This is a genomic window from Leisingera thetidis, assembly GCF_025857195.1.
GTDB classification, from domain to species: Bacteria; Pseudomonadota; Alphaproteobacteria; order Rhodobacterales; family Rhodobacteraceae; genus Leisingera; species Leisingera thetidis.
Genome location: NZ_CP109787.1, coordinates 1,313,829 through 1,326,721, shown reverse-complemented (window position 1 = coordinate 1,326,721; position 12,893 = coordinate 1,313,829). Strand labels below are relative to the sequence as shown.

The 12,893-nt window shown below is 64.1% G+C and carries 11 protein-coding genes; 4 read left to right on the top strand and 7 right to left on the bottom strand.

Annotated features, from left to right (window positions below; genetic code table 11):
- Positions 1 to 6: 6 nt before the first annotated feature.
- The gene (locus OKQ63_RS06325) at positions 7 to 786 is read right to left on the bottom strand and encodes an SDR family oxidoreductase (RefSeq protein WP_264213107.1); all 780 of its coding nucleotides are present in this window, start codon (positions 784 to 786) and stop codon (positions 7 to 9) included.
- A gap of 214 nt (positions 787 to 1,000) precedes the next feature.
- On the opposite strand from OKQ63_RS06325, the gene OKQ63_RS06320 reads away from it, so the two are divergent.
- Positions 1,001 to 2,026: a Hint domain-containing protein gene (locus tag OKQ63_RS06320; RefSeq protein ID WP_264213106.1), complete on the top strand. Its 1,026-nt coding sequence runs from the start codon at positions 1,001 to 1,003 to the stop codon at positions 2,024 to 2,026.
- A gap of 109 nt (positions 2,027 to 2,135) precedes the next feature.
- On the opposite strand, the gene OKQ63_RS06315 is transcribed toward OKQ63_RS06320, so the two are convergent.
- Together OKQ63_RS06315 and OKQ63_RS06310 are read right to left on the bottom strand one after the other, a co-directional pair.
- Positions 2,136 to 3,035: a DUF7946 domain-containing protein gene (locus OKQ63_RS06315; protein WP_264213105.1), complete on the bottom strand. Its 900-nt coding sequence runs from the start codon at positions 3,033 to 3,035 to the stop codon at positions 2,136 to 2,138.
- Positions 3,036 to 3,252: 217 nt separating this feature from the next.
- On the bottom strand, positions 3,253 to 3,507 hold the full coding sequence (locus OKQ63_RS06310; RefSeq protein ID WP_264213104.1) for a BrnA antitoxin family protein: 255 nt from the start codon (positions 3,505 to 3,507) through the stop codon (positions 3,253 to 3,255).
- Positions 3,508 to 3,816: 309 nt separating this feature from the next.
- Here OKQ63_RS06310 and OKQ63_RS06305 point away from each other — a divergent pair, with 309 nt between their 5' ends.
- The 3 genes from OKQ63_RS06305 (at position 3,817) to OKQ63_RS06295 (ending at position 7,613) form a co-directional block, all read left to right on the top strand.
- Positions 3,817 to 5,424 (top strand): peptide chain release factor 3, encoded by a 1,608-nt coding sequence (locus OKQ63_RS06305; protein ID WP_264213103.1) that lies wholly within the window; start codon positions 3,817 to 3,819, stop codon positions 5,422 to 5,424.
- A 410-nt stretch (positions 5,425 to 5,834) separates the two neighbouring features.
- The gene (locus tag OKQ63_RS06300) at positions 5,835 to 7,226 is read left to right on the top strand and encodes a DEAD/DEAH box helicase (protein ID WP_264213102.1); all 1,392 of its coding nucleotides are present in this window, start codon (positions 5,835 to 5,837) and stop codon (positions 7,224 to 7,226) included.
- Between the two features lie 207 nt (positions 7,227 to 7,433).
- Positions 7,434 to 7,613, top strand: coding sequence for an RSP_7527 family protein (locus OKQ63_RS06295; RefSeq protein ID WP_264213101.1), 180 nt, complete (start codon positions 7,434 to 7,436; stop codon positions 7,611 to 7,613).
- 562 nt (positions 7,614 to 8,175) lie between these two features.
- On the opposite strand, the gene OKQ63_RS06290 is transcribed toward OKQ63_RS06295, so the two are convergent.
- The 4 genes from OKQ63_RS06290 to nuoN form a co-directional block, all read right to left on the bottom strand.
- Positions 8,176 to 9,843, bottom strand: a complete 1,668-nt coding sequence (locus OKQ63_RS06290; protein WP_264213100.1) for a ribonuclease J — start codon at positions 9,841 to 9,843, stop codon at positions 8,176 to 8,178.
- On the bottom strand, positions 9,840 to 10,622 hold the full coding sequence (locus tag OKQ63_RS06285) for a type III pantothenate kinase (RefSeq protein ID WP_264213099.1): 783 nt from the start codon (positions 10,620 to 10,622) through the stop codon (positions 9,840 to 9,842). The genes OKQ63_RS06290 and OKQ63_RS06285 overlap by 4 nt, the downstream gene beginning before the upstream one ends.
- A gap of 12 nt (positions 10,623 to 10,634) precedes the next feature.
- Positions 10,635 to 11,381: a biotin--[acetyl-CoA-carboxylase] ligase gene (locus OKQ63_RS06280; protein ID WP_264213098.1), complete on the bottom strand. Its 747-nt coding sequence runs from the start codon at positions 11,379 to 11,381 to the stop codon at positions 10,635 to 10,637.
- 68 nt (positions 11,382 to 11,449) lie between these two features.
- Entirely contained in the window at positions 11,450 to 12,889 is a 1,440-nt protein-coding gene (gene nuoN, locus OKQ63_RS06275) for an NADH-quinone oxidoreductase subunit NuoN (protein WP_264213097.1), read from the bottom strand.
- Positions 12,890 to 12,893 lie beyond the last annotated feature (4 nt).

Below are 12,893 nucleotides of genomic sequence, written 5' to 3'. Positions count from 1 at the left end.
GCCCCCTTACATCGTGGTGTTGGTGGCGCCGCCATCCAGCAGGATATTCTGCCCGACCATGAAGCCCGCGTGCTGCGAGCACATGAAGGCGCAGGTGGCGCCGAACTCAGCCCGGGTGCCGTAGCGGCCCGCCGGAATGGTGGCGCAGCGCTGCGCCTTGGCTTCCTCGGGCGTGATCCCCTGCGCCTGCGCGGCTCCGCCGTCCAGCGACACCGCGCGGTCGGTGGCATGAATGCCCGGCTGCAGGTTGTTCATGATAACGCCCCTGCCCGCCACCTGCCGCGCGGTGCCCGCGACATAGCCGGTCAGCCCCGCCCGCGCCGCATTCGACAGCCCCAGCACCGGGATCGGCGATTTGACCGAGACCGAGGTGATATTGACCACCCGGCCCCAGCCGCGTTCGATCATGCCCGGCACCAGCGCCTTGATCAGCGCGATCGGGGTCAGCATGTTGGCATCCAGCGCGCTGATGAAATCCTCGCGGTCCCAGTCGGTCCACATGCCCGGCGGCGGGCCGCCCGCATTGGTGACCAGAATATCCACGCCCGCAGCCGCATCCAGCACCTTCTGCTGGCCCTCCGGGGTGGTCACATCGGCGGCCGCCGTCACCACATCGACGCCGTACCGATCGCGGATTGCCTGCGCCGAAGCCTCCAGCGCCTCCGCCCCGCGGGCGTTCATCACCAGATTGACGCCCGCCTCCGCCAGCGCCTCGGCACAGCCCAGCCCCAGCCCCTTGCTGCTGGCACAGACCAGCGCGCGCTTGCCCGAAATACCCAGATCCATCGTCGTCCTCCCTCGGGAATCTTCACCGTTTTGCGGAGCTTGCACCGCCCGCCCGCCGAAGGCCAGCCCCGCCATCCGCCCGCCGCATCCCGCCGCAAACGTCAGGCTGCCGGAAAATCTGCCCCTTCCCACCCCCATTCCGCCACAATCTGCAGGCAAATCTATTGGACGGCGCCCCGTGCGCGCCCACATATAGACGAAGAAACACCCGCAGATGGGACAGACCTTGACCGCCAGCCTCTCCTCCGTCCAGGCCTACCCGGCCGAGCGTTTCCGCGTCGAATACGGCGCCAACATGGGCGATCCGCTGGGGGTGCTCGAAGATCTGGTGCTGGACGACATCTACCTGCTGGCCCTGGCCGAAGCGCCGCGGCGGCTGAGCATCGCCGCCCATCACGACGGCAGCTTCCGCATCGCGGACGACACCGCGCTTGGCACTCCGGGCGCCGCGTTGCATCTCGACTGCCTGCTGACCCTGATGCCCGACAGCGGCCCCAACACCGAGACTCTGGTGCTGGTCGAGGCCGACGCCGAGGGCTATATCGCCGCCATCTACCTGGTGCCGCTGGCGCCTTTGCAGCCGCAGATGCCATACACCCTGGTCAAGGCCGAGCGCGAGCCCGCCCGGCGCAAGCTGGCGCAATCGGCCTGCGTCTCCTTCACCCGCGGCACCCGCATCACGCTATCGACCGGCGAGCAGCGCCCGATTGAACAGATGCGCGCCGGCGACCGCGTCCTGACCCGCGACGACGGCATCCAGGAGGTGCGCTGGGTCGGCCAGTCCACCCTGCGCGCGGTCGGCGACCTGGCTCCGATCCTGATCCGCAAGGGCGCCCTGAACAACGCCAATGACCTGGTCGTCAGCCCCGGCCACCGGCTGATGGTCTACCAGCGCAGCGACGAGATCGGCGCCGGATCCCCCGAGATCCTCGTCCGCGCCCGCGACCTGGTGAACGGCCATTCCGTGGTGGTGCTGGACGGCGGCTTTGCCGATTACTTCCAGATCCTGTTCGACCGCCACCACATCATCTATGCCGAGGGCATTGCCGCCGAGAGCACCTTCCTCGACCCCGTCACCCGCCCGGCGCTGCCGGAGGATTTCTGGACCACGCGCCCGGGACACCAGCATGGCACCCTGCCCGCCGCCCACAAGAGCGGCGCCCACGGGCTGGACGTAAGCCGGTCGCTCTTGGACCGGCCGGACGCGGTGGGGGTATTGAAACGGGCGTCGTTGCGGTAAGAGAGTACCAATATAGCCAGGTCACCCTTGGCCCTCCTCAGATTGACACTCGCAAGGCGAAAATTGCGAGGAGAATCTAGCCCCAACTTCTTGGGATGAGCCTTCCCCTTTACTGTCGTTTTGTTCTTAGTGGATCAACACCACCAACCCAATCCGATAACGGAATCTCTTCCGCTGAGGAAACAATGTACTTTGTTAAACGCCCACTGTTGGTTGCCCGTCCGCTGTTTGTCTCTACACGCTCGGCAACTATTCGTATCGTACCATTTCGCCCCAAGGAATATTGATCCATGCTTAGAATAAGGGCAGTTGCGGTTCCGTGACGTGTCGTTTTTTGCAAACTGAAAGGGATTGTAGTCTCCGCCTCGGGATCGTACAGGCGGCCGTTACCGGTTAGAACATTAAACGAAGTCACGTTTGTATCAATGGTATCGTATTTACCCGATGGCTGCGCATTAAGGTTTTCCTTTGTTATCTCATCCAGCGTCGCTAGTGTCGCTCTTCTGCTCTTAAAAACAACTTCGTCAGCCGTCCGCCCAATCACTTTGTGAGCACGTGTCAATGGGGGTTCTATTCGACGAGATATGGTGTTGAGGTCATCACCATTAAGCTTCTTAAGATATTGCTTTGCATCTTCTGCAAACTCCGTACCAAGCCCCAATGCCTGCCCAAAAACGTAGCTGATCAGTCCATTTATGTAAGGGGTGACAGTATTCACCGCATAACCCCCAGCAGTTATAGCCAGAAATGGATTCTCCTGAACTAGAATATTCAATTCAAATAGGACGCTACCGCGTTTTGGTGGCGAGATTAGAATTCTCGCTGAGCGTGACAAATCGCGAGAGTATCGTGTCCTTCCTGTAACGCCGTAGTTCAATGTGAGCGCAAGCGCCCATGAAAATCCCTCGATGCTATGCCCTGCTGGATGCGCTTCCAGATAGTGTTTGTCTGCATCCCTCCCTTTGAACTCGAGTGTATAGGTAAGCCAAATAGGTGCCGCTTGATCCACTGATCTTCTCCAGTATTTTTTACGACATTGGACGCAGTCCTCTGTTTTCGCAATAGCTTCACTTAAATAGAACAACCTAAACCAAAGCGTGTATATTGCATGACCGTAAGGCGACTGGCAGTTCCTAACCCAGTTCTTGAGATTGGCCGGATGGGAACAGTGGAGAGGCATCAGCGCAACAAAGGCCACATTCTGCACACAGTTGCACCCTCCCCCCTCACTCCTTCTCCGTCCCGTCCATGTTCTTCCCCTCCGCCAGATAGCGGGCGGCCAGGCTGAGGCGGACGATGGTGTTGTCCTTGTCATGGGCCTGTATGCAGCCGGCCATCAGCGCCATCCAGTAGGTCCGCAGCACCGGGTTGATGCGGCGGCTGTCGTTCGGGCCCGGCTTGCGGAACCATTTCAACATGTCCGCGTCCAGCCGGATCGTCCACCGGGGCTTGGGCTTCTCCAGCCGCTCCCAGCTGTCCATGCGGTCCCAGTCTCGCGGCAGGCTCTTGTCAGCCAGTCGCGGCGCAGGTTCCGCTGCCGCGCGTCCAGCTCCAGCTGCATTTCATTGCCGCAATCGCGCTGGCTGGGCATCCCGTGGCTTTCCCTTCATGGCGGCGGCTCGCGGCGGGGCGTACGCCGCAAGCGCAACACCTCTTCAGAGGGCAGCGCCCGCCGGGACGCCGGGCGGGATCACGATACACCGCCCGGTGCACGGGGGATGCACGGGAGTGCACGCCTGCCGCCCCCTGTTTTTCTTGCCTCCTGCGGCATTCCTGCTATACGCGCGCTCATGCTGGATTCCGTCACCAACCGCCCCGAACTGCCGCCCGAAATCGCGCGGCGCCGCACCTTTGCGATCATCTCGCATCCGGATGCGGGCAAGACCACGCTGACTGAAAAGTTCCTCCTGTACGGCGGCGCGATTCAGATGGCCGGACAGGTGCGCGCCAAGGGCGAGGCGCGGCGCACGCGCTCGGACTTCATGCAGATGGAGAAGGATCGCGGGATCTCCGTTTCGGCCTCGGCGATGTCGTTTGATTTCAGCGGCTTCCGGTTCAACCTGGTGGACACGCCCGGCCACTCGGACTTTTCCGAGGACACCTACCGCACGCTGACGGCGGTGGATGCGGCGGTGATGGTGATCGACGGCGCCAAGGGCGTCGAGAGCCAGACCCAGAAGCTGTTCGAAGTCTGCCGCCTGCGCGACCTGCCGATCCTGACCTTCTGCAACAAGATGGACCGCGAGAGCCGGGACACCTTTGAGATCATCGACGAAATCCAGCAGAATCTGGCGATTGACGTCACCCCCGCCAGCTGGCCCATCGGCGTGGGCCGCGATTTCATCGGCTGCTATGACATGCTGCGCGACCGGCTCGAGCTGATGGACCGCGCCGACCGCAACAAGGTGGCGGAAAGCATCGAGATCAACGGCCTGGACGATCCCAGGCTGGCCGAGCATGTGCCCGCGCACCTGCTGGAAAAGCTGCTGGAAGAGGTCGAGATGGCGCGCGAGCTGCTGCCCGCGCTTGACCCGCAGTCGGTGCTGGAAGGCCACATGACCCCGATCTGGTTCGGCTCGGCGATCAACTCCTTCGGGGTCAAGGAGCTGATGGACGGCATCGGCGCCTATGGCCCGGAACCGCAGCCGCAGTCGGCCGAACCCCGGCAGGTTTCGCCGGAGGAAAAGAAGGTCGCGGGCTTTGTGTTCAAGGTGCAGGCCAACATGGACCCCAAGCACCGCGACCGGGTGGCCTTTGTGCGCATGGCCTCGGGCCATTTCAAGCGCGGCATGAAGCTGACCCATGTGCGCACCAAGAAGCCGATGGCGGTGTCGAACCCGGTGCTGTTCCTGGCCTCTGACAGGGAACTGGCCGAGGAAGCCTGGGCCGGCGACATCATCGGTATTCCGAACCACGGCCAGCTGCGCATCGGCGACACCCTGACCGAGGGCGAGGCGATTCGCGTCACCGGCATCCCCTCCTTTGCGCCCGAGCTTTTGCAGGGCGTGCGCGCGGGCGATCCGATGAAGGCCAAGCACCTGGAAAAGGCGCTGATGCAATTTGCCGAGGAAGGCGCTGCCAAGGTGTTCAAGCCCTCGATCGGCTCCGGCTTCATTGTCGGCGTGGTCGGCCAGCTGCAGTTCGAGGTGCTGGCCAGCCGGATCGAGATGGAATACGGCCTGCCGGTGCGGTTCGAGGCGAGCCAGTTCACCTCGGCCCGCTGGGTCAGCGGCGACAAGGCGGCAGTGGACAAGTTCACCAACGCCAACAAGCAGCACATCGCCCATGACCACGACGGCGACACCGTTTATCTGACGCGGCTGCAATGGGACATCGACCGGGTGGTGCGCGACTATCCGGAATTGAAGCTGACCGCGACCAAGGAAATGATGGTCTGAGAAAAACGCCCGGCCATCCGGGCGTTCGTTCTTTTTCGCCTCATGCGCTTTTGTCTGCCTCTCAGAGCTGCCGGCGGACAGGGATGACGCGCGGACGGGAGCTGCACCCCCGCGTGCCAGGGGACGCCGCGCAGGCGCCATCAAGGCCGATGCAGAACCCCGGGCTGAAGAATCGCCTCTCCGGCCGCAAAGCCGCCCGGCCTGGACGATCTGCAGTTTTTTTGCGGAATTGTTTCTTTTCTGCATGGCCCGAAGGCAAAAATACTGTAAAATCCGGCGTTAATTGACGTTCGCGCGGGATTTTGATATGCCGCCCCACGAGCCGGCAGCTGCCATCCCGCATGACCTTTGCGGAGCCGGCTGGAACATACACGCGCGGGCCAGGTCAGTGTCCGCAATGACGGATACAGATGACAAAATTCACCGATCTGAACCTTAATCCCAAGGTCCTCAAAGCTGTTGAGGAAGCTGGATATGAAACCCCCACACCGATCCAGGCCGGAGCGATACCGCCCGCACTGGAAGGCCGGGATGTGCTGGGCATAGCCCAGACCGGCACCGGCAAGACCGCGTCCTTCACGCTGCCGATGATCACCATGCTGGCCCGCGGCCGCGCCCGCGCCCGGATGCCGCGCAGCCTGGTGCTGTGCCCCACCCGGGAGCTGGCCGCACAGGTGGCGGAAAACTTCGACACCTATGCCAAGCACGTGAAGCTCACCAAGGCGCTGCTGATCGGCGGCGTCTCCTTCAAGGAGCAGGACGCGCTGATCGACAAGGGCGTCGACGTGCTGATCGCCACCCCCGGCCGCCTGCTGGACCATTTCGAGCGCGGCAAGCTGCTGCTGACCGGTGTGCAGATCATGGTGGTGGACGAGGCCGACCGGATGCTCGACATGGGCTTCATCCCGGATATCGAACGGATCTTCTCGCTGACGCCGTTCACCCGCCAGACGCTGTTTTTCTCGGCCACCATGGCGGCGGAGATCGAACGGATCACCAACACCTTCCTGTCGGGTCCGGCCCGCATCGAAGTGGCCCGCCAGGCCACCGCATCGGAGACCATCGAACAGGCGGTGGTGCAGTTCAAGGCCTCGCGCCGCGACCGCGAGAGCAGTGAAAAGCGCAAGGTGCTGCGGGCTCTGATCGACAATGAGGGCGACAAGCTCACCAATGGCATCATCTTCTGCAACCGCAAGACGGATGTGGATATCGTCGCGAAGTCACTGAAGAAATACGGCTATGACGCGGCTCCGATCCATGGCGACCTCGACCAGAGCCAGCGGACCAGGACATTGGACGGGTTTCGCGAGGGTTCCCTGCGCATCCTGGTGGCCTCGGATGTGGCGGCACGCGGCCTCGATGTGCCCAGCGTCAGCCATGTGTTCAACTTCGACGTCCCCGGCCATGCCGAGGACTACGTCCACCGGATCGGCCGCACCGGCCGTGCGGGCCGCGAAGGCAAGGCGATCACCATCTGCATCCCCCGCGACGACAAAGCGCTGGATGCAGTGGAAAAGCTGATCCAGAAGGATATTCCCCGGTTGGAAAACCCGGTGAAGGCGGAGCCCAGAACAGAAAAGCCCGCCCGCGCTGCCAAGCCGGACACCGGCAAACCGGAGGCGGCCAAGCCCGCCGCCACCGAGGCGCGCGCGCCCCGCAAGGACGACAAGCCTGCACAAAAGCCCGAACGCTCTTCCGCGCGCGGGAAATACGGCAAGCGCGACGACAAGGCGGTGGTCGGCATGGGCGACCACCTGCCGAGCTTCATCGCGCTCAGCTTCGCCGAACGCCGCGCCAGCTGACCCTTCGCACCCGGAGAATTCCAGGGCCGCTCCCGTTGGGGGCGGCCTTTTCGTTTGCGGCTGGCGGGCGGCCGGCCTTGCACCCGCAGCATTCCGACCTTTGCAATTGCAGCATAACGGGTCTTCGATCTTGGCTGGCGTCAAACCGCGCAAACCGGCGTATTGCAGTGCCAACACTGAAACGCGCCATTGATGATGGGCCACGCCATGAACACCACCGACACCAACACCCTGACCATCGCCCAGTTCCAGGCCATTGAGGCCCGCGCCCACGAGCTGCGCGCCGAGGCTTTTGCCAGCCTGATGCGCCGCCTGTTCCGCGCCCTGTTCAGCGCCCCGCGCAAGGTGGTCTCCTGCCCCAGCTGCGCCCGCCCGCTGCACGGCTGAAGCCGCCGCCGGTCTCCGGCAGCACCCGAATTGAAAACGCCGCGTGCCCAAGGGGCCGCGGCGTTTTGCTTTTCAGCCCGCTACGTCTTATCCCGCCTCGGAACCCACCGGGATTGCACACACCCTCCTAGGCCCTGGCATCGGCATACCCGCCCTCAAAGACCTCCTCCGGCCTGGCCATCTCAAGCGTCCGCCCGGTCAAGGCAATGAAGGCCAGGGTGCCATCCAGGCTCCAGCTCATCAGCCCCCGGGGTCTGGGAGACGCAGCCTCCAGACTGCAGACCTCGGGATGCTTTGCGGAAGCAATCAGAAGGGCTCAGCCTTGCTGAGCACCGGCAACGGCACCGTGTCGCTGTGGTGCCGGATAGCTCTACCGGCAGTCATGACAACTGCACCTCGGAAACGCTTTTTGAGGCAGCCTGGATCACCCGCCGCCGGACGCAACAGCGCCGCGGGCCCGTCAGGGCCCGCGGCGCCAGGCCCAACGGGGCCTGCTGCATCTTTGATGCGGCTTGGGCCGGGCGGGAGCACCACCCGGCCCTGCCATGTCGCGCCCCGGGGATCAGCGCATGCGGCTGACCACAATCGTGACTTCGGGCTTCTTGCCGATCTCGCTGAAGGCGCTCTGGCGGGCGATGCGGCGCAGTTCCTGCTCCAGCTTGTCTTCATCGCGCAGGGTCTTGGCGCCGGCCCGCATCAGGAACTGGTTCAGATCCTCTTCCATCACCTCCACCAGAGCGGCGTTGGAGCTGCCGGTCTCCGGCAGGCCCTTGACGTCGCACCAGGGCTCGCCCAGCGGCTCGTCGTCCTCGTCCAGGATCACCGTCACCACCACATGGCCGTTCAGGGCCATGCGGATGCGGTCGCGGACGATGCCGTCCATGGCACCGTATTTCACCGTGCCGTCCAGATAGGTGCGGCCGGTAACGACATAGCCCGCCGCCTTGGGCGCATCGCCGGTCAGGTCCATCATCATGCCGTTGACCACGACCGCGCTGGCGATGCCCTTGGCCTCGCCCAGGCGGGCGTGCTGGCGCAGGTGGCGGTGCTCGCCGTGCATCGGGATCAGCATCTTGGGCTTCAGCAGGTTATGCACCGTCTCCAGATCCGGCCCGTTGGCGTGGCCGGACACATGATAGAGCCCGGAGCTGTCATCGACCACATCAACCCCCATTTCGGAGAACTGGTTGATAATGCGGATGACGCCCTTTTCGTTGCCGGGGATGGTCTTGGAGGAGAACAGGAACAGATCGCCCTCCTTCAGCTCCAGCCCGCGGTACTTGCCGCGCGCCAGCTGGGCGGTGGCGGCGCGGCGTTCGCCCTGGCTGCCGGTGGTGATCAGCATCAGGTTTGCGCGCGGCACGCTGCCGGCATCCTCGGGGCTGATCGTCTTGGGGAAATCGGTCAGCACGCCGGTTTCCACCGCCGCCTCGATCATCCGCCGCATGGCGCGGCCCAGCAGCACCACCGAACGGCCGGCCTTGACCCCGGCCTCGGCCAGGGTTTTCACCCGGGCGACGTTGGAGGCAAAGGTGGTGGCCGCAACCAGGCCCTTGGCCTCCGAGAACAGCCGGGTGATCTCCACCGGCAGCTCGGATTCGGAGCGGCCCGGATGAGTGGAGAACACATTGGTGGAATCGCAGACCAGCGCCTGGATGCCGTCCCTGGCGATCTCCGCCCACATCTCCGGGTCAAACGGCTCGCCCACCAGCGGGTTCGGGTCGAGCTTGAAGTCGCCGGTATGCACGATCCGTCCGGCCGGGCTGTCGATCACCAGACCGCCGCTTTCGGGGATCGAGTGGCTCATCGGCGCCACGCCGACGGTAAAGGGGCCGAGCCTGGTCGTTTCGGGCCAGGCCTGCACCGTATGCACGTTTGCCGGATCGTGGCCGGCCTCTTCCATCTTGCGGCGTGCCAGGTTGGCGGTGAACGCGCGGGCATAAACCGGCACGTTCAGGCTGGAGTACATATGGGCGATGGCGCCGATGTGGTCCTCGTGGCCGTGGGTGATGAAGATCCCCTCCAGCCGGTCCACCCGCTCCTTCAGCCAGGTCATGTCGGGCATGATCAGGTCGACGCCCGGGGTGGTGTCCATATCGGGGAAGGTCACGCCCAGGTCGACCAGGATCAGGCGTTCCTTGTCCTGGGGCCCATAGCCGTAGACATAGGCATTCATGCCAATTTCACCCGCCCCGCCGAGGGGCAGATAGATCAATCTTTCACTGCTCATGCGTCAGTACCATTATCCTTGTTGTATTTATGGATGATCTGCAGCCCATGCATGGTGAGGTCATCCTCGAATGCGTCAAACAGATCAGCAGATTGCTGGAACAAAGGCGCCAGCCCGCCTGTCGAGATTACTTTCATCGCCACGCCGCGTTCCGCCTTGATCCGGGTGCAGATCTCGCGGACGAGGCCGACATAGCCCCAGAACACGCCGGACTGCATGCAGGCGACGGTGTTGGTGCCGATGACATTTTCGGGTTTCGTGATATCCACGTGGGGCAGCGCAGCCGCGGCCTGGTGCAGAGCCTCGAGGCTCAGGTTCACACCGGGCGCAATGACGCCGCCGACATAGGCGCCGTCCTCGGCCACCACGTCGAACGTCGTCGCGGTGCCGAAGTCCACCACGATCAGGTTGCCGCCGTAGGTGTCGAAACCGGCAACCGTGTTAACCAGCCGGTCGGGGCCGACGGCGGTGCCTTCGTCCACCCGCACCGCGACGGGCAGCAGGCAGCCGGGCTTGCCCACCACCAAAGGCCGGGTGCTGAAGTAGCGGTCGGCCAGCACCCGCAGGTTGAACACCACCCGCGGCACGGTGGAGGAGATGATCATGTCGGTGATATCCGCCTCGATCCCCTGCAGCCGCATCAGCGTGCTGAGCCAGACATAATACTGGTCGGCGGTGCGCTGCCAGTCGGTGGCGGTGCGCCACATGCCGATGAACTTCTCGCCGTCATAGATCGAGAAGACCGTATTGGTATTGCCGCAATCAACTGCCAGAAGCATCGCTGCCCCTTCCTAGAAATAGATGTCCGCCGCCGGAATGCTGACGCGGCCCTTGGCGGTGTTTAGGACAAGGTTGCCGCCGGCGTCCACCGTTTCAAAGGTGCCTTCGGTCTCGGAATTTGCGGTGCGGGCGGTGATCACCTCGCCCAGCTTGGCGGCGCGTTCCAGCCAGGCGGTGCGGATCGGCTCGAACCCGTAGGTGCTGAACTGCTGCTCGTAACGGGCAAAGGCACCGGCGACGGCTTCCAGGAACTCCTCGGGCGAGACCTGCACCCCGGTCTCCGACAAGAGCGACACCGGGTAGACGGCGCCGGGTTCCAGCCATTCCTTCATCGGGGTTTCCACCAGGTTGACGCCGATGCCGACAAACAGGTGAGTGACCCCCTGCCCGTTGCCGGCGCTTTCCAAGAGGATGCCCGCCAGCTTGCCGCCCTTCAGCAGCACGTCGTTGGGCCATTTCAGCGACAGCCCCTCGCTGCGCCCGGTGACCGCAACGCAGGCGTCATAGACCGCCAGCGCGGCGACGAAGCTGCGCAGCGCCGCCTGGCCCGGCGCGCCCTGGGGCCGCATCACCAGGGTGGCGGCGAAATTGCCCTTGGGGTCTTTCCAGCCGCGGCCGCGGCGCCCGCGCCCTTGCGTCTGCCGCAGCGCCAGGATCCACTCCGGGCCCGCCAGTTCGCCCGCGGTGCGGGCGGCTTCATTCAGGGTGCTGTCGACCTCGGCAAGCACCCGTTTTCCGTATCCTGCGGGCCAGCTCATGCGCGCTCCTTACGTGCGAAAAGGCCCGGTCGCGCGACCGGGCCCCCTCAGCCTGCCTGAAAAGCAGATCAATTTACAAGGGTTGCCGCGGCTGCAGCCGCCGCAGTGTCCACGCCGAACTGGTAAACCAGCCCGACCAGCATCATCGCCGCAGAGGCCATCAGCGCAACGGTCAGGATCGGCGAGCCGTTCGCCTCGACATCGTCTTCGCCGGTGCCGAAGTACATGTAGAAGACGATGCGGATGTAGTAGAACGCACCGATGACCGAGGCCACGGCAGACGCCACCACCAGCCCCATCAGGCCGGCGTCCACACCTGCCTGCCACACACCCAGCTTGGCAAAGAAGCCCAGCATCGGCGGCACGCCGGCCAGCGAGAACATCAGCACCAGCACCGCCAGCGCCTTGCCCGGCTCGCGGGCGGCAAACTGGTTCAGCGCCAGAATGTCGGTGACCGGCTTGCCGTCCTTCTCCAGCATCAGGATGAAGGAGAAGGTGCCGATGTTCATGGTGACGTAGATCGCGAGATACACCAGCATCGCGGTGATGCCCTGCTCGGTACCGGCTGCCAGCCCGATCATCGCGTACCCCATGTGGGCGATCGAGGAGAACGCCATCAGCCGCTTGATGTCGCGCTGGCCGATGGCGGCAATCGCGCCGAGGAACATCGACAGCACCGACAGGACCACGATGATCTGCTGCCAGTCGGAAATGGCACCGCCAAAGGCGTCATGCAGCACGCGGGCAAACAGGCCCATCGCCGCAACCTTGGGCGCGGTGGCAAAGAAGGCGGTGACCGGGGTCGGCGCGCCCTCGTAAACGTCGGGGGTCCACATGTGGAACGGCACGGCCGAGACCTTGAACGCAAGCCCCGAGATCATGAACACCAGGCCGAACAGCATGCCAATCGACATATGGCCTTGCTCCGCCACCTGGATAATGCCCGCGAACTGGGTGGTGCCGGCAAAGCCGTAGACCAGCGAGGCACCGTACAGCAGCAGGCCCGAGGACAGCGCGCCCAGCACGAAGTATTTGAGGCCCGCCTCGGTGGACTTGACGCTGTCGCGGCGCATCGCGGCGACGACGTAGAGTGAGAGCGACTGCAGCTCCAGCCCCATGTAGAGGGACATCAGGTCGCCGGCGGAGACCATCATCATCATGCCGACAGCCGCCAGCGCCACCAGGATCGGGTATTCGAACCGCAGCATGCCGCGGCGCGCCATGTAGTCCTGGCCGATCAGCAGCACCGCAGCGGCGCCCAGCAGCAGCGCCACCTTGGCAAAGCGCGAGAAGCCGTCGTCGATGAACATGCCGCCAAAGGCGGTCTGGGTGCCCGCCGGGCTGGTGGCAATCCAGAAGGCCATCACCGCCAGCAGCGCCGCGGTGCTCCAGACCAGCGGCACCGCCAGCTTGTCCTTGGTGGTATAGACCGCGCCAATCAGCGCGCCCATAGCGTAAAGCGCCAGAATGATCTCTGGCAGGATTACAGTAAGATCAGCTTGGATCATCTGC

Excerpts from the sequence above, each read along its gene's own strand:
- OKQ63_RS06320 (WP_264213106.1), top strand. The coding sequence starts at position 1,001 with ATGGGACAGACCTTGACCGCCAGCCTCTCCTCCGTCCAGGCCTACCCG.
- OKQ63_RS06300 (WP_264213102.1), top strand. The coding sequence starts at position 5,835 with ATGACAAAATTCACCGATCTGAACCTTAATCCCAAGGTCCTCAAAGCT.
- OKQ63_RS06325 (WP_264213107.1), bottom strand. The coding sequence starts at position 786 with ATGGATCTGGGTATTTCGGGCAAGCGCGCGCTGGTCTGTGCCAGCAGC.
- OKQ63_RS06290 (WP_264213100.1), bottom strand. The coding sequence starts at position 9,843 with ATGAGCAGTGAAAGATTGATCTATCTGCCCCTCGGCGGGGCGGGTGAA.
- OKQ63_RS06280 (WP_264213098.1), bottom strand. The coding sequence starts at position 11,381 with ATGAGCTGGCCCGCAGGATACGGAAAACGGGTGCTTGCCGAGGTCGAC.
- OKQ63_RS06310 (WP_264213104.1), bottom strand. The coding sequence starts at position 3,507 with ATGGACAGCTGGGAGCGGCTGGAGAAGCCCAAGCCCCGGTGGACGATC.
- OKQ63_RS06305 (WP_264213103.1), top strand. The coding sequence starts at position 3,817 with ATGCTGGATTCCGTCACCAACCGCCCCGAACTGCCGCCCGAAATCGCG.
- nuoN (WP_264213097.1), bottom strand. The coding sequence starts at position 12,889 with ATGATCCAAGCTGATCTTACTGTAATCCTGCCAGAGATCATTCTGGCG.
- OKQ63_RS06285 (WP_264213099.1), bottom strand. The coding sequence starts at position 10,622 with ATGCTTCTGGCAGTTGATTGCGGCAATACCAATACGGTCTTCTCGATC.
- OKQ63_RS06295 (WP_264213101.1), top strand. The coding sequence starts at position 7,434 with ATGAACACCACCGACACCAACACCCTGACCATCGCCCAGTTCCAGGCC.